The sequence below is a fragment of the Streptomyces sp. NTH33 genome, assembly GCF_003236365.1.
GTDB lineage: Bacteria > Actinomycetota > Actinomycetes > Streptomycetales > Streptomycetaceae > Streptomyces.
Window position 1 is genome coordinate 1 of the sequence record NZ_POTZ01000106.1, and the last position, 17,827, is coordinate 17,827.

Genomic DNA, 17,827 nt, shown 5'->3' on the forward strand with positions numbered 1-17,827 from the left:
CCCTGGGGCGGGCCGGTCACCGCGGGCTGCCGTGGGACGCGGGCGCGCAGTTCGCTGGGCGAGAGGGCGAAGACCTCCCGCACGGTCTCGTTGAAGGCGCGGATGGAGGAGAAGCCGGCGGCGAAGGCGATCTCCGCCATCGGCAGGGCGGTGGTCTCGATGAGCAGCCGGGCGGTCTGGGCGCGCTGGGCGCGGGCGATCGCGAGCGGGCCGGCGCCGAGTTCGGCGAGGAGCTGGCGTTCGATCTGGCGGGTGCTGTAACCGAGGCGGGCGGCGAGGCCGGGCACGCCCTCGCGGTCCACGACGCCGTCGGCGATCAGCCGCATGGCGCGGGCCACGGCGTCGGCGCGCTGGTTCCACTCCGGTGAGCCGGGGCTGGTGTCGGGGCGGCAGCGTTTGCAGGCCCGGAACCCGGCCTGCTGGCAGGCGGCGGCGCTCGGGTAGAAGGTCATGTTCTCGGGCTTGGGCGGCACCACCGGGCAGCTGGGCCGGCAGTAGATGCGGGTGGTCAGGACGGCGGTGAAGAACCAGCCGTCGAACCGTGCGTCCTTGGACTGGACGGCGCGCACGCAGCGCTCGCGGTGGGTGTGCATCCCCTTCTGCATGCCTCCAGCATCGGGCACCGGGCGGCTCGGGGCTGGCGGGATTCCGACATCGACGTCGGGTGTGCTGGGCGCGCGGGAATCGCCCTGGCGTCGCTAGTGGGCCTCGACCGGCCAGGTGAGCGGGTCGGAGAGCGTGTCGGTGCTCCATTCCGCGAGGCGGTCGGCGAGGGCGCCGAGTTCGTGTGCGGCGTAGTGGTCCGGATCCCATGCCGCGTACAGGGCGATGGTCAGTTGTCGTCCGGCCTGTGTCAGACGCGCGCCGTCCAGGCCGAAGCGGAGAGGTTCGATGACGATGGCGACTCCCTGTCCCGCGCGTGCCGCCGCCTGGGCGACGGGTGCGCTGGTCACCGTGTGTACCTCGACGTCCAGTCCGGCGCGGCGCACCGCGGTGTCGAAGACCGCGCCCACGGCGCTGCCCTTGCCGGGTACGACCGCACGCAGTCCGCGCAGCTCCCGGATGTCGATGGCCGCCCGTCCCGACCAGGGGCCGCCGGGTGGGCCCTGCACGTTCAAGGGGATCTCGACGAGCCGGCGTTCGGTGAGCTGGAGTGGTGCCCGCCGGGTGTTCAGGGCGATGTCCGCCGTGCCGTCCAGCACCTGCCCGTAGACGAGGTCGGGCACGGTGTCGCGGATGTCGACGAGGGGGGCGCCGGTGTGGGCGAGGAAGGGGGAGAGGACGTAGTGCATGGTGGTCGTGGGTGCGACCGCGGTGATCCCGACGTGTCTGCCGCTGTCCACGGCCCGCACCAGTTCGGCGCCGCGTTCCATGCGCGTCAGGATGTCCCGTGCGGCGGGGAGGAAGCTGCGTCCGGCGGGGGTCAGGCCGAGCCCGGTGGAGGTGCGGGTGAACAGGCGCGCGCCCAGTTCCTTCTCGAGCGAGGCCAACTGCCTGGAGACCGTCGGCTGAGTCACGCCGAGCCGCTCCGCGGCCTTCGACACGCTGCCGAGCAGGGCCACGTTCAAAAAATATCGAAGCACGGTCTGCTTCATCTCAACCTTACGATCTGCGGAAATACGGTTCAGGCATAGCGATCATACGGCTCCACTATTTGACCGGGCATACCCGCAGAGCCGTGAATACATCCAACCTCGCTCCGCCGCACTCGTGACCCGTGCGGTGGAGCGCCAAAGTGGTGAGGTTCCGTCCCCCGAGGAAATCCGTATGCCCAGCACGCCCACGTCGGCATCCGCCCGGTCGTCCCGCAGATCCACGACCGCTGCTTTCGTCGGCACCGCCATCGAGTGGTACGACTTCTACATTTTCGGCACGGCCGCTGCCCTGGTCTTCAGCAAGGTCTTCTACCCCGGTGCCGCGCCGGGCGCCGGCATCCTCGCCTCCTTCGCCACCATGTGGGTCGGCTTCCTCGCCCGCCCCCTCGGCGGCATCGTCTTCGGTCACATGGGCGACCGCGTGGGCCGCAAGAACACGCTGGTCATCACGCTCTTCCTGATGGGCGCCGCAACCTTCGGCATCGGCCTGCTGCCCACCTACGGGCAGATCGGCGTGGCCGCGCCGGTCCTGCTGGTACTGCTGCGTGCCCTTCAGGGCCTCGCGGTCGGCGGCGAGTGGGGCGGCGCGGTCCTCATGGCGACCGAGAACGCCTCGGAGGGGAAGAAGGGCTCGGCCGGCATGTGGGTCCAGCAGGGCTCGCCCGCCGGTTCGATCCTCGCCACGCTGATGTTCCTGCTGGTCGGTACGCTGCCCGACCACGCGTTCCTGTCCTGGGGCTGGCGTGTGCCGTTCCTCCTGTCCGCCCTTCTCGTCGCCGTCGGCCTGATCATCCGGATGAAGGTCGAGGAGTCCGCGGACTTCGAGGCCGCCAAGGAGAAGGACGCCGTCGTCAGGCTCCCGCTGCTGGAGGTCCTGCGCAACGCCCCGGGCATCGTCGCCCTCGGCATGGGCGCGTCGATCATGGGTATCGCCGCCGCCTACTTCAACAACACCTTCGTCCTGTCCTGGACCACCACCGAACTGAACGTCGACCGCCAGACCATGCTCGACGTCCTGCTGGTCATCGCGGTCCTGCAGTTCCTGCTCCAGCCGCTGGCCGCCAAGCTCTCGGAACGCTTCGGCGCGGCCCGTGTCATGGCGGGCGGCCTGCTGCTGTCCGTGCTCGTCGTGGTGCCGATGTTCCTGCTCATCTCGACCGGGCGGCCGCTGCTCATCACACTCGGCCTGATCCTGTCGACGCTCGGCACGGTCCTGTACTACGCGATGCTCTCGAGCTTCCTCGCCTCGGTGTTCCCCGCGAACGTCCGCTACACCGGCGTCTCGCTCGCCTACCAGTTGTGTTCCTCGCTCATCGGCGGCGCGACACCGCTGATCGCCCAGACCGTGCTGATCAACGCGGGCGTGACGGGCATCGGGATCTTCTACGGGGTGATGCTGGTGCTCACGCTGGTCTGCGTCATCGCGCTGGCCAGGCTCGCCGCGAAGCGCCAGGCGGCGGCCGAGGCCGCCGGCGGCTCCGGTCTGCGGATCACCGCCGCCCTCTGAACGCCGCACGGCGCGGCACGGCCCCGCCGTGTTCCCCCCGGACCCTCACAGACCCCTCGGACCGTCACAGGCCCTCGCCCGGGCCGGAAGGCACGCTGTCCCCACCCCACCCCGCAAGGAGCGCAACGCCCTCATGCAGATCGACGCGATCTTCACCAACGGCCGTATCCGCACCATGGACCCGGCACGGCCCACCGCCACACGCCTCGGCGTCCTGCACGGCCGCATCGTCGGACTGGACGAGGAGCTCGACGGCGTGCGTGCCGCCGAAACCTTCGACCTCGGCGGAGCCCCGGTCCTGCCCGGCTTCAACGACGCCCACCACCACATCCACCTCCGCGGGCGCCGGCTCGCATGGCTCGACCTGCGCGCCCAGGCGGTCGGCAGCCTCGACGAGCTCTACGAAGCCGTCCGGGAGCGGGCCGCCCTGCTCGGGCCGGACGAGTGGGTCTTCGGAGCGGGCTACGACCAGAACAAGACCGGCGGCCACCCCGTCGCCCGGGTGCTGGACGAGGTCGCGGGCGGCCGCCCGGTGTGGCTGGAGCACGTCTCCGGTCACATGGGCGTGGCCAGCACCGAGGCGTTCCGCCGGGCCGGCTTCGCGGACGGCCGCAACGTGCCCGACATCGACGGCGGCCATGTCGCGCGCCTGGAGGACGGCACCCCCGAGGGCCTGCTCCAGGAGAAGGCCATGCACCTGATCTACTCGGTGGTCCGCCCGCTGCCCACCGAGGAGGTCCTCGAACATGTGCGGCTCGCCTCGGACAAGGCCCTGTCGGAGGGCCTGACCAGCGTCACCGAGCCGGGCCTGGCCGCCCACGAGATGATCGGCGCCTCACCGTCGGACTTCCACACCTACCAGCTCGCCCGGGAGCAGGGGCTGCTGCGGCTGAGGACGACGCTGATGCCGTACGTCACCAAGTTGCACTACCTCGAGGGCTTCCGGGACCCGCGCGAGTGGTTCGGCCTGGACCTGGGCATCCGCACCGGCTTCGGCGACGCGTACATGCGCCTCGGACCGGTGAAGGTCGTCACGGACGGCTCCCTCATCGGCAAGTCGGCCGCCATGCACACCTGTTACCACGGCGAGCCCTCCAACAAGGGCTTCATGCAGTTCTCCCCGCAGGAAGTGCACGAGATCGTGGTCGCCGCCCACCGGGCCGGCTGGTCCGTCGCGGCGCACGCCATCGGCGACTCCGCCGTGGACGCCGCGCTGGACGCCTTCGAGGCCGCCCAGCTCCAGGCGCCGCGCACCGACCCGCGCCACCGCATCGAGCACTTCGGTGTCACCAGTGGGGAACAGGTCGCCCGCCTCGTCCGCCTCGGCGTCATCCCGGTGCCGCAGGGCGCGTTCATCTCCGAACTCGGCGACGGCATGCTGCGCGCCCTCGGCCCGGAGCGCGCCCGCCTGTGCTACCGGATGAAGTCCCTCCTCGACGCCGGGGCCGTGCTGCCCGGCTCCTCCGACGCGCCGGTCGTCACCGGGAACCCGCTGGTGAACATCCACGACATGGTCAACCGCGTCACCGCCGGCGGCGAGGTCCTCAACGCCGACGAGCGGATCGGCGTGGAGCAGGCCGTACGCGCCTACACGTACGGTTCGGCGTACGCGGTGAAGGAGGAGGGGGACAAGGGCACCCTGAGCAACGGCAAGCTCGCCGACCTGGTCGTCCTCTCCGACGACCTCTTCCGCGTCGACCCGGCCCGCATCCGCGACGTCACCGTCGGCGCCACCGTCGTCGGCGGCAGCGTCGAGTTCGACGACGGCGCCGTCACCACCGGCTGACGCGGCCGCCCGCGAACGCCGGCCGGTGCACCGCCCGGCCGGCGTCGGCGCGTCCGGCGACGCGAGGCCCTGGGGCAAGGGCGGCACGCCGGACCGGGCCGCCGTCGTCGCGGTCGGCCGGCCCGGCCGGCGAACGCCTGGCAGGCCCGAAGGCCGGCCGGGAAGCGACCTTCCGCACACGCGGCCCGGAGGGGGACGTGCGCAGCCCGGCTGCGGTACCTAGGGTGGGGGGTGCGGGAGTGCAGGTCCGTGACACAGCCTGGAACGCATGGCGATGCAGGAGGGCCGCGCGACGCGGTGCCCGGTCCGCCGCAGGCCCGGCCGCGACGGGCGGCGACCGGCGCGGACCGCGCGCACACCGTCGGGCGTCGGGGATGAACCGAGGGCGGTTCCGAACTATGAGGGATGTACATCGGCTCGAGTCCGTCCCGGGGAACCTGGGCAGCGACACCGTGCTTGCGGCGTGGGAACGGTTCGTGCAGGGCGAGGATCACATCCCGGGTGTCCGGCCCCTGGTGGCGATCTCCTGGCACCGCTGCCGGGAGCAGTACCGGGTCGATCCTCACCTCACAGAGGCTCCGGTGGCCGTCGCGGAGCCCGACCACACGCCCGAGCACGACGTCGCCCTCGCCGAGCTGGGTTTCCATGCCGCCTCCGTGGCGCATGAAGTGGGCAACCTCGGTGGCGTCGTCACCGTCACCGATGCCACTGGCCGGATCCTGGCCGAGTGGGGTGATCAAGCCACGCTCGCCAGGGCCCACGACTCCCGTCTGGCGCCCTGGTTCTGCTGGTCCGAGTGCGCGGTCGGCACGAACGCCATGGGTACGGCGCTCGAGGCGCACGGCCCGGTACCGATCAGGGGCGCGGAGCACTGGTGCCAGGCGTTCCACAACTGGGTCTGCGCGGGCATCGCGGTGCGTGACGTGGTGACCAGGGAACCGATCGCGGTCCTGAGCATCTGCTGCTGGCGCAGCCGGCTTCCCGCGTCCGTGGGGAGCTGGCTGGCGAACGCGGTCACCATGACCCAGCACCCGCTGAAGAGGCGCGCCCGGGACAGCGGCGCCGAACTGGCCGCGGCCTACACCCAGGCCAGGGCACGCTCCGGGGCGGCGCTCGCCGCGGTGGACACCGCGGGCAAGGTGGTGATCGCCGACGACATGGCGAGTGTGCTCCTGGGCGTCCCGGCGTCCACCCCGGCGGTCGATCCCACGCTGCGATGGAACGCCGGGCTGCCGGAATTGATCGCAGCCACCCGGTATGCCACTGGACAGGCGGTCCACAATCCCGACTGGGTCGGCTCGACGCAGATCTTCGCCCACCTCGCCGACGAGCCGACGTCGATCAGCATCCGGCCCGTCTTCTCCTCCGGACACCTGATCGGGCACCTGGTCTCGTTCGGTGCCTCCGGCGGAGCACGGTTGCCCCGGGCGGAGGGGCCCGCGCACCCTCGGGCGCAGCCGCGCCGGCTGGTCGCGGTGCGCGACAACCGGATGGTGCTGCTGCGGCTGCCGGAAGTCTCCTTCGCCGAATCGCGGGGGAACGACGTGTGGCTCTCCACCGATCAGGGGCGATTGCGAGCCGCCGCCCTGAGCCTGGACAAGCTCGACAGTGAGCTGGCGGACGCCGGCTTCCTGCGGGTGCACCGCCGGTACGTGGTCAACCTCAGCCGCATCCGGGAGATCGAGCGCGGGCTCAAGGGCGAGCTGTCCCTGGTCATGGACGACCGGACGAAGGAGATGGTGCCGGTCTCCCGGCGGAACGCGCCGGCCGTGCGTCGCGCGCTGGACATCTGAGTCCCCCAGTACGACCTCTGCTTTGGAAGGAAGTCCCGTGTCCGACAGTCCGGACGCCGTCGGCGGCGAGATGAACGTGGGGGGTGCGGGCGGCCTCGGCCTCTCCGCCCCGGCCGGGTACCGCGGTCGCCCGATCGGGGGCGCGAGCAATCGCGACTGGTGGCCGAGCCGGCTCGACCTGTCGATCCTCCGGAAACACCCCGCCGCGGCCGACCCCATGGGCGAGGATTTCGACTACGCCGCGGAGTTCCGGACGCTCGACCTGGACGCCCTGGCGCGGGACGTCGACGAGGTGCTGACGGCGTCGCAGGAGTGGTGGCCGGCCGACTTCGGCCACTACGGGCCGCTCGTGATCCGGATGGTGTGGCACTGCGCCGGAACGTACCGCGTCGACGACGGCCGCGGTGGCGCGAGCGCCGGCATGCAGCGTTTCGCGCCGCTGAACAGCTGGCCGGACAACCGCAACCTCGACAAGGCGCGCCGGCTGCTCTGGCCGGTGAAGAAGAAGTACGGCCGCAGGATCTCCTGGGCCGACCTGATGGTCTTCGCGGGAAACCGTGCCCTGGAGACGATGGGTTTGACGACCTTCGGCTTCGCCGGCGGCCGGGCGGACGTCTGGGAGCCCGACGAGGACGTCTACTGGGGTCCCGAGCGCGCCTGGCTCGGCGACGAGCGCCACGGCGGCGTCCGGGAGCTGGAGAGCCCCCTGGCCGCCGACCAGATGGGCCTCATCTACGTCAACCCGGAGGGACCGAACACCGTCCCGGACCCGCTCACCGCGGCCCGGGACATCCGCGACACGTTCCGGCGCATGGGGATGAACGACGAGGAGACCGTCGCGCTGATCGCGGGCGGCCACACGTTCGGCAAGACCCACGGCGCCGCCGATCCGGACGCCCACCTCGGCCCCGAGCCCGAGGGCGCCCCCCTTGAGGAGCAGGGCCTGGGCTGGAAGAGCAGCTGCGGCACCGGAAAGGGCTCGGACGCCATCTCCAGCGGGCTCGAGGGCACGTGGACGCCCACTCCGACGCGATGGGACAACAGCTTCTTCGAGACCCTGTTCGGCTACGAGTGGGAGCTGGAGCTGGGCCCCGCCGGTCTGTGGCAGTGGATCCCGAGGGACGGCGGCGGGGCCGGCACCGTGCCGGACGCCCACGACCCGTCGGCGACACACGCCCCGACGATTCTGACGACGGACCTCGCGCTGCGGCTGGACCCGGTCTACGAGCCGATCTCGCGGCACTTCCTGAAGAACCCGGACCGGCTCGCGGACGCGTTCGCCCGGGCGTGGTTCAAGCTGACGCACCTCGACATGGGTCCGGTCCAGCGCTACCTCGGGCCGCTGGTCCCCCGGGAGAGGCTGCTCTGGCAGGACCCGGTCCCCGCCGTGGACCACGAGCTCGTCGGGGCGGCGGACATCGCCGCGCTCAAGAGCCGGATCCTCGCCTCCGGGCTGTCGGTCCCCCAGCTCGTCTCGACCGCCTGGGCGTCGGCCTCGACGTTCCGCGTCAGCGACAGGCGTGGCGGGGCGAACGGCGCGCGCGTCCGCCTCGAGCCGCAGCGGGGCTGGGAGGTGAACGACCCCGAGACGCTGGCACAGGTGCTGCGCACCCTGGAGGGGATCCAGGAGTCCTTCAACGGCTCCCAGGCCGGGGACAAGAAGATCTCGTTGGCCGACCTCATCGTGCTCGGCGGAGCCGCCGCCGTCGAGCAGGCCGCCAGGACCGCCGGCCACGACGTCCAGGTCCCCTTCGCTCCGGGACGCACGGACGCCACGCAGGAGTGGACCGACGTGAAGTCCTTCGCCCGGCTCGAGCCGACCGCGGACGGGTTCCGCAACTACCGCGGCAAGGGCAGCCGGCTGCCGTCGGAGCACCTGCTGGTCGACCGCGCGAACCTGCTGGGCCTGAGCGCGCCCGAGATGACCGTCCTCGTGGGCGGCCTGCGGGTGCTGGGCGCCAACCACCGGCAGTCGCCGCTGGGCGTCCTCACCTCGGCTCCCGGGTCGCTGACCAACGACTTCTTCGTGAACCTGCTCGACATGGGCACGGAATGGAAGCCGACGTCCGCGGCCGCGGAAACCTTCGAGGGCCGCGACCGGGCCACCGGCGAGGTCAAGTGGACCGGCAGCCGCGTCGACCTCGTCTTCGGCTCGAACTCCGAGCTGCGTGCCGTCGCGGAGGTCTACGCGAGCGACGACGCACGGGAGAAGTTCGTGCGGGACTTCGTCGCCGCGTGGGACAAGGTCATGAACCTCGACCGGTACGGCCTCGCCCGATCCTCCATCGGGGCGGTCCGGCCCGGTTCCTCCCAGCGGTGGCACATCGGGTGCGAACGGTAGCCGGTCGCGGGCGAACGGCGTGAGCCGGCCCGCACCGGCGCCCGCCCTTGTCGGTGTGATCGGTCCGGCGTAGCGTGTTTCTTGACCACCAATTTAATCCCCCCCTTTTTTCGGTGTGGTTCATCCGGCGTAGCGCGCTCTTTGAATATCAGTTGCAGCCGGGCATCGGACGACGCGAAAAATTCGAGGTCGATTCGGAGAATCATTTTGCCGAGCGGAGGTGTGCAACCGGCCGTGACGTGCCGCCATCAGCGCGGCCAATGCTGAGTGGACACAGGAATTCGGGATAAGGAGAGTGAAGTCCCGATGACGACTGCGCAGGAGCGATCCGACCTGCTGGACAAGGTCGGATTGAACATACAGAACAAAGCAACGCTGGGCAAAGTGCTGGGAATCGGGAGCATCGGGCAGGCCACCGAGAAGCCGGACGGCCGCATGCAGGCCACCATTCGCATCCACCCGGATGAGCTGACCTGGGATCCCTCCATCCTGGTCATGCCCCATGGAGGCGATATCGAGCTCGAGCTCATCAATGACGACCTGAACACGCACTGCGCGCTCCTGCCGAGCAACGGCGACCGGAAGTTCATCTGGTTGGTGAACCATTCGCGAGGACGGGCCACCCTCAACCTCGACGGGCCGGGCTACTACTGGTTCAGCTCGCCCACGGGCAATGACGAGGGCCGGGGACTGACCGGAGCCATCGTCGTCCTGGGGGACGCTCCGCCGGAAGCCCGCCTCGACCGCCCCGACCAGCCTCGGCCGTAGAGAGGAGGAGGCAATGACTGTCGCATACGTGGACGCGGGTGAGGCCGTCGACCAGGGGACCCTGAACTACAAGACCCCCGGGGGAGATGTCGCGCCGCCGGTGGTGGCCGGCGTCACCTACGAGCGCATACTCAACGCCCGCGAGGAGCCCCAGAACTGGCTCACCTACTACGGCGCCTACAACGGGCAGCGGTACAGCCCGCTGAACCAGATCAACACGGAGAACGTCAAGCGCATCGGCCCCGCATGGGTCTTCCAGGCCGGTACGACCGGCCTGATCGCGGGCGCGTCGACCTACTCGTTCGAGGCCGCCCCGATCGTCGTCGACGGGGTCATGTTCGTCTCCGGCTGGGACGGCTGGGTCTGGGCCCTCAACGCGAAGACGGGTGTGGAGATCTGGCGGTACAAGCATGCGATCCCCTTCGACGTGTCCCTGTGCTGCGGGAACGTGAACCGTGGGGTCGCCGTGGCCCAGGGGAAGGTCTTCTTCGTCACGGCGAACGCCCGTGTGCTCGCGCTCGACGCCACCAACGGCAAGCGGGTCTGGGACAAGACCTACGGAGACGTCCGGGCCGGGGAGAGCGCCACCCTCGCCCCCCTGGTCGTGAAGAACATGGTCATCGTCGGGAGTTCCGGCGGCGAGTTCGGCGTACGCGGCCACCTCGACGCGTTCGACCTCAACACCGGCGAGCACCAGTGGCGCTGCTACACGGTGCCGAAGCCCGGGGAACCCGGCTCGGAGACCTGGCCCGCCGACGGCGAGGCCTGGGCACGGGGCGGGGCGAACTGCTGGATCACCGGCACCTTCGACCCGGAGACGAACCTGCTGTACGTCGGCACCGGCAACCCGGCGCCCGACTTCGACGGAGAGGTCCGCCAGGGCGACAACCTCTTCACCGACAGCATCATCGCCGTCGACGTGGACAGCGGTCAGGTCCGCTGGCACTACCAGTGCACCCCGCACGACCTGTGGGACTACGACAGCATCGCCGAGTGCATCCTGTTCGAGCAGGACGGGCGCAAACTGCTCGGGCACTTCGACAAGAACGGCTACTTCTTCGTCCTCGACCGCACGAACGGCGAGAGGGTCCAGATCACCCCCTTCGTGGACCGCATCACATGGGGCGCGATCACGAGGGACGGCCAGGTGACGGCCAAGGTGTACCCGGACAAGGAGGGAGAGCCGGTCCACTTCTACCCGGGTCCGGCCGGCGCCAAGGAATGGACCCACGCGGCCTACAGCCCGAAGACCGGACTCTTCTACGTCCCGGTCCAGGACACCGGTGCCACGGCCACCCGGCGGCGCCGGGAGTTCAAGGAGAGCATCCCGTACTGGGGCGCGGGCGTTCAGGTGGACATCGAGGACATGGCGGGGTCCATCAGCGCGTTCGACGCGAGCGGCGAGGAGAAGTGGCGCTGCCGCAACGACCTCCCGATGTGCGCCTCGGTGCTGGCCACCGGCGGGGACCTGGTGTTCGCCGGCAAACCGTCCGGGGAGTTCATCGCGCTCGACGCCCGCACCGGAGAGCATCTGTGGCAGTTCCAGTGCGGAAGCGGCCACCACAGCAGCCCGACCACCTACATGGTCGACGGCAGGCAGTACATCGCCGTGCCGGTCGGCTGGGGCGGATGGGCCGAAGGGTTCCTCCCCGGCATGCTCGGCGCGGGGCACGGAAGCGCCCTGATCACCTTCGCCCTTCCGGAACCGATGTAGCGCATGACCGGAGCCCGCCGCAGTCCGGGGGCAGAGAGGAGGTGAATCCATGGAGTCTCAGCTCGCTGTGTGGGAGACCCCCGAGTTCGACGAGATCGCAGTCGCGGCCGAGGTGACCATGTACATGGCTCGGTTGGAGGACTAGCGGACGTGGAGCGGCGCCGGACCAGGTCCGGCGCCGCCGACGGCTCGAAGACCCGGGTCCTCGGATCCAGGCCTGCAACGAACGGAGTGCCGACGTGTTGCTGCGAGTGCTGGGCTCGGCGGCGGGGGGCGGCTCCCCGCAGTGGAACTGCGGCTGCCCGGTGTGCGCCGCGGTCCGCTCCCGGGCCCGCCTCGCGCGCACCCAGTCGTCGGTCGCGGTCAGCGCCGACCGCCGCCGGTGGTTCCTCATCAACGCCTCGCCCGACGTCCGCGCCCAGATCGAGGCCTTCCCCCGCCTGCGTCCGCGCGACGACCGGACGACGCCGCTTCAGGCGGTGCTGCTCACCGACGCCGAGCTGGACCACACGCTGGGCCTGCTCCTGCTGCGCGAGGCCCGCGCCCTGCGGCTGTACACCACGCCGGCGGTGCGCGAGACCCTGTGCGCCGGCTCGGGGATCCTGCGCACGCTCGAGCGCTACTGCCCGGTCGAGTGGCGGGCAGTGACCCCCGGCGCCGACCTCGCCCTGGCGGACGGACTGTCCTGCCGGGCGTTCGACGTGCCCACCACCAAGCGCGACCGGTTCGGAACGGGGGCGGACCACGGCCGCGTCGTGGGCTACCGGCTGACCGACGAGCGCAGCGGGGGGACGCTGGTGTACCTGCCGGGGGTGCAGTCGCTGACGCCGGCGCTGCGCGGGGAGATCGAGGGCTGCGACTGCCTGCTGATCGACGGGACCTGCTGGCGCGACGACGAGCTCGTACGGCTCGGCCTGGCCGGCAGGACAGCCCGGGAGATGGGCCACCTGCCCATCGACGGCCCGGACGGCAGCCTGGCGCAGCTCCCGTCGTTGGGCGTGGGGCGGACGATCTTCGTGCACATGAACAACACCAACCCGGTCCTCCTGGAGGACACGTCCGAGCGGCGTACCGTGGAGAAGAGCGGCATGGAAGTGGCCATGGACGGCCTCGAGGTCCAGGTGTAGAGCCGTGACGACGACAACGACAACCACCACGGGAACCGGCGCCGACGGCTTCGTCGAGGCGTTGCGGGCCCACTCGCGGCGGTACCACGACCAGCACCCGTTCCACGTCCGGATGAACGCCGGCCGGCTGAGCCGCCGGCAGGTCCGGGGCTGGGTGGCCAACCGCTTCTACTACCAAGAGAACATCCCCCGCAAGGACGCCGCGATCCTTTCCAACTGCCCCGACCTCGAGGTCCGCCGCCGCTGGATCCGGCGGATCGTCGACCACGACGGCACCGCCGCCGGCGAGGGCGGCATCGAGGCGTGGCTGCGCCTCGGCGAGGCCGCCGGGCTGACCCGCGAGGAGGTCCTGGACCACCGGCACCTGGTGCCCGGGGTGCGGTTCGCCGTCGACGCCTACGTGAACTTCGCCCGGACCCGTCCGTGGGTGGAGGCGGTGGCGTCCTCGCTCACCGAGCTGTTCGCGCCCGACCTGATGGCGGCGCGGCTGGCCGCGTTCGAGCGGTGGTACCCGTGGATCGACCCCGAGGGCCTCGCCTACTTCCGCGCCCGCCTGGAGCAGGCCCCCCGCGACTGCGAGCACGCCCTCGACGTGGTCACCGCGCACTGCCTCTCCGCCGAGTCCCAGGCGCGCGCCGTCGACGCGCTGTCGTTCAAGTGCGACGTCCTGTGGAGCCTGATGGACGCCGTCGACCAGGCCTACCCGGAGTGACCATCATGGACCCGACCCCCACCGGAACGACCCGGACCACGACCACCACCCGGCCCGGCGTCGGGGTGTCCGGCTCGGACCGGCCCCGGCTGGCGCGCCATGTCCGGCTGAGCTTCTGCCGGACCAGGCAGCGTCAGGTCCTGCTGCACCCCGAGACGGTGGTGGTGCTGAACGACAGCGGCGCGGCCATCCTTAAGCTGTGCGACGGGCGGCACACCGTGGCCGAGATCGTGACCGAGCTGGGCGCGCGCTACCGGACCGTCCCCGACGACGAGGTGCGGCAGTTCCTGTCCCGGCTCGTCGCCCGGCGCTGGGTGGAGCTCGACGATGGATAGCCCGTTCGGGTTGCTCGCCGAGCTCACCTACCGCTGTCCGCTGGCCTGCTCGTACTGCTCCAACCCGCTGAACATGGGCGACTACCAGGACGAGCTGGCCACCGACGAGTGGCGGCGGGTGCTGGCCGAGGCCGGCGACCTGGGGGTTCTGCAGTGCCACCTGTCCGGCGGGGAACCGCTGCTGCGGCGCGACCTGGTGGAGATCGTGGCGGACGCCCACGACCTGGGCCTCTACACCAACCTCATCACCAGCGCCCTCGGGCTCTCGCGTCCGAGGGCCGAGCAGCTGCGGGAGGCGGGCCTGGACCACGTGCAGGTCAGTATCCAGGCCGACCAGCCGGCCCTGTCCGACCGGATCGCCGGGACCCCGTCCTTCCAGCGCAAGATCGAGGCGATGGGCGTGGTCAAGGAGCTGGGCTGGCCGCTCACCGTGAACGTGGTGCTGCACCGGTACAACATCGACCGCGTCGCCTACGTGCTCGCTCTGGCCGAGGAGGTGGGTGCCGACCGGGTGGAGCTGGCCAACACCCAGTACTACGGCTGGGCCTGGCGCAACCGTGACGCGCTGCTGCCGAGCCGGGCCCAGCTCGAGGCGGCCGAGGCCGTCGTACGGGCCGCCCGCGAGCGGTTGCGGGACCGCATGGACGTCATCTACGTCATCCCCGACTACTACAGCCGCTATCCGAAGCCCTGCATGGGCGGCTGGGCCTCCCGGCTGCTGACCGTGACGCCGAACGGTGACGTCCTGCCCTGTCCGGCCGCCCAGACCCTGCCGTTGCCGCGGGCCAGCGTGCGGGAGGACCCGCTGGAGCGGATCTGGGCCGGGTCCCCGGTGATGAACGCGTTCCGGGGGACCGACTGGATGCCGGAGCCCTGCCGGAGCTGCCCCCGGCGGGAGGTGGACTTCGGCGGGTGCCGCTGCCAGGCGTTCCTGCTCACCGGCGACGCCGCCCGCACCGACCCGGTCTGCCACCTGTCGCCCGACCACGACCTGGTCGCCCGGGCGGTCGAGGCCGCCAACGCCGGCTCGCGGGCCGGCGGTCCCCCGCTGGTCCCCCGCCCGCACCGGGATCGCCGGCCGGCCCGCCGCCCGGGTGGAGCGGACCGGCCCGTTCCCGGGGCCGAGTGAGTGGGCTGAGCAGCCTCGGTGAAGTCCGGTGCGACACCGCGCCCCGTAAGGGGCGCGGAGCTCTGCTGATATGCGGCTCCTCCCCCAAGCTCTTGACGAGCAGGGAAGACCCCCCTCGTGCGCGCGGCCGGCCCCCGCCGGCCCGCGGGATCGTCACCGTGCTGCCGGCGGAGCGCTCAGCCACCGAACACCAACGGCAGCGCCACAGCGGCGATGATCAAGGAGACTCCGCTCAGCAGGTCCGAGCGGATCCCGATGAGGCGCGCCGCGAACCGCCCGAGCTGCAGCCCGGCCAGCGACATCACCGCCGTGATGACGCCGAAGACGGCGGCCGAGAACCACGGCGAGAGCCCGAGCATCCCCAGGCTCGCCCCGGCGACCAGGTTGTCCAGGCTCAGCGTCAACGGGATGCCGAACAGCGCCCACGGATGGTCCAACTCGTCCGGCTCGGGGTTCCGGAGGGCCGAGATGACGAGGTAGAGACCGTACCCGCCGAGCGCGGCCGCGCCCACAAGATCGGCGATGCCCCCGACGGCCTCCCCGATCTCGCGGCCGATCAACAGTCCGACCAGGGGCATCACCGTGTCCCACAGCCCGAAGGTCAGCGCGACCTGCACCGCGCGTCTCAGGCCGAAGGGGACGGTGCCGAGCGCGATCGACACCCGGAAATTGTCGAGGCTGAGTACGAAACCCAGGGCCAGCATTTCCCAGATCATGGCGACGTCGCTGCCCGATGACGACCGGCGCCGACAGGAACGACTTTGCCTCGGCTAGTATCCGCCATAGCTAAATATGCTATATCGAATGATCTGCGAAAAACACCCGGTAAGCCGATTTACGGCAGATTTCCGACACCGCTCGCCCGACGGTGACCCGCAGGTCTGTCAGGGCGTCCGACGAGCGCATTCGCGGTGGGTCCGTCCGCTGAATTCCACCATCGCCGTTCGCCTTTTCGGCAGGGGACACCGGGGGTCAGCCGGCCTGCGCGGCGAACGCCTCGTAGGCCCGGTCGTCGAAGAGGACGAACCTGACCTCCTCGACGGCCGTGTCAGCCCCTCGCACCGCCTCCACGGCGACACGCGCGGCGTCCTCCAGCGGCCACCCGTACGCACCGGTGGAAATGGCCGGGAAGGCGATCGTCCGTGCTCCGAGCTCGTCGGCGACGCGCAGGGACTCGCGGTAGCAGGACGCCAGCAGGGACGGATCGCCGCCGGACAACCCATACACCGGGCCGACGGTGTGGATCACCCAGAGGGCGTCCAGCTCACCGGCCGTCGTGGCGACCGCCTGGCCGGTGGGCAGGCCCCTGCCGATGGGGGTCCCCCCTGCTCGAACGGAGTTGAGAGCTTGGGGGAGGGAGGCGCGCAGGGCGCGGCACTCGGCGAGGATCGCGGGGCCGCCCCGGCGGTGGATGGCGCCGTCGACGCCTCCGCCGCCGAGGAGGGAGGAGTTGGCGGCGTTGACGATCGCGTCGGCGCGCTGGCGGGTGATGTCGCCCTGGACGAGGGTGAGGGTGGTGGTCATGTTCGCCGCAGCCTCCTCCAGACGGCCTTCGCCGCATTGTGGCCCGACATGCCGTGCACTCCGGGGCCCGGCGGGGTGGCCGAGGAGCAGATGTAGACGGCCGGGTGCGGGGTGCTGTAAGGGAAGAGGGACGGTTTGGGGCGCAGCAGGAGCTGGAGGCCACTGGTCGCGCCGGAGGCGATGTCGCCGCCGACGTAGTTGGCGTTGCGGGCGGCGAGCTCGGGCGGGCCGGCGGTGGCGCGGGCGAGCACGCGGTCGCGGAAGCCCGGGGCGAAGCGTTCCAGCTGGCGCTCCACGGCATCGGTGAGGTCCCCGGTCCAGCCGCTCGGGACATGGCCGTACGCCCAGAAGACCTGCTTGCCGGCGGGCGCGCGGGTGGGGTCGGCGGCGCCGGGCTGGACCGTGATGAGGAAGGGGCGGTCGGGCGCGCGGCCCTCGCGGGACGCGGCGCGCAGCGCGGTGCCGATCTCGGCACTGTCCGCACCGATCTGCACGGTGCCGGCGACGCGGGGTTCCTTCGCGGTCCACGGCACCGGGCCGTCCAGCGCGTAGTCGATCTTGAAGACGCCGGGACCGTACCGGTAGCCCTCGTAGTACCGGCCGAGGCCGGCGATGCGGGCCAGTGCGGTGGGCGAGGTGTCGAAGACGTACGCCCGCGCGGGCGGCAGGTCGTCGAGGCGTTTGACCTCGTAGTCGGTGTACAGGGTGCCGCCGAGGTCCTTCAGGTACGCGGCGAGGGCGTCGGAGATCGCCTGGGAGCCGCCGCGGGCGACCGGCCAGCCGCGGGCGTGCGCCGCCAGCGCGAAGACCAGGCCGACGGCGCCGGTCGCGAAGCCGCCGAGGGGGGCTATGACGTGGGCGACGAGACCGGCGAAGAGGGTCTTGGCGCGCTCGTCGCGGAAGCGGCGCATCAGCCAGGTGGACGGGGGCAGGCCGGCCAGACCGAAGCGGGCGAGGGTGACCGGGTCGCGCGGGAGCGCGGTCGACGGCAGCGACATGAAGTCGCGGACCAGGGTGTCCCACCTGGGCAGGAACGGCTCGACCAGCCTGCGGTACGCGCCCGCGTCGCGCGGCCCGAAGGAGGCGGCCGTCTCGGCGACCGACCGGGACAGCACGGCGGCGGTGCCGTCCGGGAAGGGGTGGGCCATGGGCAGCTCGGCGTGCAGCCACTGCAGGCCGTAGCGCTCCAGGGGCAGGGCGCGGAAGGCGGGCGAGTTGATGCCGAGGGGGTGCGCGGCGGAGCACGGGTCGTGCCGGAAGCCGGGCAGGGTGAGCTCCTCGGTGCGGGCGCCGCCTCCGACGGTGTCGCGCGCCTCGAACACGGCCACGGAGAAGCCGCGGCGGGCGAGCTCCACGGCAGCGGTCAGTCCGTTCGGCCCCGCGCCCACCACGACCGCATCGAGCATCGACGACACCTTCGGACCCCTTCGTCAGCCGACGGCCACTGATGGCCAGGATATGCCGGGGAACCAGCACCCCGGGGTGCGGCTCAGGGT

16 protein-coding genes are annotated in these 17,827 nt (G+C 71.4%); 11 read left to right on the top strand and 5 right to left on the bottom strand.

What is annotated here, in order from left to right:
* A partial coding sequence (locus C1I97_RS13335) for a bifunctional transcriptional activator/DNA repair enzyme AdaA (RefSeq protein WP_146608211.1) occupies window positions 1-605 on the bottom strand: 605 nt, incomplete at its 3' end.
* A gap of 93 nt (window positions 606-698) precedes the next feature.
* Window positions 699-1,595 carry a LysR family transcriptional regulator gene (locus C1I97_RS13340; RefSeq protein WP_111003428.1) on the bottom strand — a complete coding sequence of 299 codons (897 nt, stop codon included), beginning with the start codon at window positions 1,593-1,595 and terminating at the stop codon, window positions 699-701.
* 172 nt (window positions 1,596-1,767) lie between these two features.
* Between C1I97_RS13340 and C1I97_RS13345 the strand changes: the two genes are divergently transcribed.
* From C1I97_RS13345 to pqqE, 11 genes are all read left to right on the top strand, one after another.
* Window positions 1,768-3,102, top strand: coding sequence for an MFS transporter (locus C1I97_RS13345; protein WP_111003429.1), 1,335 nt, complete (start codon window positions 1,768-1,770; stop codon window positions 3,100-3,102).
* A 133-nt stretch (window positions 3,103-3,235) separates the two neighbouring features.
* Entirely contained in the window at window positions 3,236-4,888 is a 1,653-nt protein-coding gene (locus C1I97_RS13350; RefSeq protein WP_111003430.1) for an amidohydrolase, read from the top strand.
* A gap of 398 nt (window positions 4,889-5,286) precedes the next feature.
* Complete coding sequence (locus C1I97_RS13355; protein ID WP_111003431.1) at window positions 5,287-6,681, top strand: DNA-binding protein; 1,395 nt, start codon at window positions 5,287-5,289, stop codon at window positions 6,679-6,681.
* A 37-nt stretch (window positions 6,682-6,718) separates the two neighbouring features.
* A complete protein-coding gene (katG, locus tag C1I97_RS13360; protein ID WP_441349112.1) occupies window positions 6,719-9,022 on the top strand; it encodes a catalase/peroxidase HPI in 2,304 nt (767 codons plus the stop codon).
* A 306-nt stretch (window positions 9,023-9,328) separates the two neighbouring features.
* Window positions 9,329-9,790, top strand: coding sequence for an MSMEG_3727 family PQQ-associated protein (locus C1I97_RS13365; RefSeq protein ID WP_111003432.1), 462 nt, complete (start codon window positions 9,329-9,331; stop codon window positions 9,788-9,790).
* Window positions 9,791-9,803: 13 nt separating this feature from the next.
* Window positions 9,804-11,504: a PQQ-dependent dehydrogenase, methanol/ethanol family gene (locus C1I97_RS13370; protein WP_111003433.1), complete on the top strand. Its 1,701-nt coding sequence runs from the start codon at window positions 9,804-9,806 to the stop codon at window positions 11,502-11,504.
* A gap of 49 nt (window positions 11,505-11,553) precedes the next feature.
* Window positions 11,554-11,649: a pyrroloquinoline quinone precursor peptide PqqA gene (gene pqqA / locus C1I97_RS13375; protein WP_111003434.1), complete on the top strand. Its 96-nt coding sequence runs from the start codon at window positions 11,554-11,556 to the stop codon at window positions 11,647-11,649.
* A 94-nt stretch (window positions 11,650-11,743) separates the two neighbouring features.
* Complete coding sequence (gene pqqB / locus C1I97_RS13380) at window positions 11,744-12,631, top strand: pyrroloquinoline quinone biosynthesis protein PqqB (protein WP_111003435.1); 888 nt, start codon at window positions 11,744-11,746, stop codon at window positions 12,629-12,631.
* 4 nt (window positions 12,632-12,635) lie between these two features.
* Window positions 12,636-13,343: a pyrroloquinoline-quinone synthase PqqC gene (pqqC, locus tag C1I97_RS13385; RefSeq protein ID WP_111003436.1), complete on the top strand. Its 708-nt coding sequence runs from the start codon at window positions 12,636-12,638 to the stop codon at window positions 13,341-13,343.
* 5 nt (window positions 13,344-13,348) lie between these two features.
* Window positions 13,349-13,678, top strand: a complete 330-nt coding sequence (gene pqqD, locus C1I97_RS13390; RefSeq protein WP_111003441.1) for a pyrroloquinoline quinone biosynthesis peptide chaperone PqqD — start codon at window positions 13,349-13,351, stop codon at window positions 13,676-13,678.
* On the top strand, window positions 13,671-14,807 hold the full coding sequence (pqqE, locus tag C1I97_RS13395; RefSeq protein WP_111003437.1) for a pyrroloquinoline quinone biosynthesis protein PqqE: 1,137 nt from the start codon (window positions 13,671-13,673) through the stop codon (window positions 14,805-14,807). The genes pqqD and pqqE overlap by 8 nt, the downstream gene beginning before the upstream one ends.
* Before the next feature lie 176 nt (window positions 14,808-14,983).
* On the opposite strand, the gene C1I97_RS13400 is transcribed toward pqqE, so the two are convergent.
* From C1I97_RS13400 to C1I97_RS13410, 3 genes are all read right to left on the bottom strand, one after another.
* The gene (locus tag C1I97_RS13400; protein ID WP_111003438.1) at window positions 14,984-15,523 is read right to left on the bottom strand and encodes a manganese efflux pump MntP; all 540 of its coding nucleotides are present in this window, start codon (window positions 15,521-15,523) and stop codon (window positions 14,984-14,986) included.
* A 256-nt stretch (window positions 15,524-15,779) separates the two neighbouring features.
* Window positions 15,780-16,331: an O-acetyl-ADP-ribose deacetylase gene (locus C1I97_RS13405; RefSeq protein WP_111003439.1), complete on the bottom strand. Its 552-nt coding sequence runs from the start codon at window positions 16,329-16,331 to the stop codon at window positions 15,780-15,782.
* Window positions 16,328-17,737, bottom strand: coding sequence for a phytoene desaturase family protein (locus C1I97_RS13410; RefSeq protein ID WP_111003440.1), 1,410 nt, complete (start codon window positions 17,735-17,737; stop codon window positions 16,328-16,330). The genes C1I97_RS13405 and C1I97_RS13410 overlap by 4 nt, the downstream gene beginning before the upstream one ends.
* Between the last annotated feature and the right edge of the window lie 90 nt (window positions 17,738-17,827).